Genomic DNA, 543 nt, shown 5'->3' with positions numbered 1-543 from the left:
ATAAATGCTTAGTTGTTGTGGTTAGTTTTTATTTTTGGATAATCCATTTTGATTCAAAGCTAAGCGATTCAGGTGTTATCCTATCTCCCCAAACTATCCAATCAGTTTTAGGATTCTTTTCATATTCTAAACTTCTAAAAGCATTAAAATTAGGCAAAGGAATATTCTCCTTGTTCAATAAATTTATGGTTTTTTCAAGTTCTTTGAGTGTTTCTGGCGCTCCGTCTCCGACACCACTGTATAGATACTGAGTTCCAATTGAATGAATTGAATCTGTTATTGTCCAAATAATATTGTTTGATTTTGAGTACAGATTTTTGAAAATCTCGTATTGTTCTTTAGAAATGAATTCAAAATGACTTTTTTCGTAAGGCAATTCATCCATAATACAGAATGGGACACATTCTCCTTCATTTTCGTGCCAAAGTGCTAAGTCTTTTATTTCATTTCCCGTTGGAAATCGCCATAAAAACTCAAATAATAATGACCAGTCTAAGTTTTTTAGGTTGTAAAAAGTTACAGCATTTTCTAAACAACATATAG

General features: G+C 31.3%; 1 protein-coding gene. It reads right to left on the bottom strand.

Annotated elements, in window-relative coordinates; all coding sequences use genetic code 11:
* Window positions 1–28: 28 nt before the first annotated feature.
* The coding region (locus ACJRPK_RS17490) for a hypothetical protein (RefSeq protein WP_407141677.1) at window positions 29–543 on the bottom strand (515 nt) is incomplete at its 5' end.

Source organism: Aquimarina sp. 2-A2, from assembly GCF_045505135.1.
GTDB classification, from domain to species: domain Bacteria; phylum Bacteroidota; class Bacteroidia; order Flavobacteriales; family Flavobacteriaceae; genus Aquimarina; species Aquimarina intermedia.
Note: the sequence above shows the minus strand (reverse complement) of the source record. Positions and strands in the feature narration are given on the sequence as shown.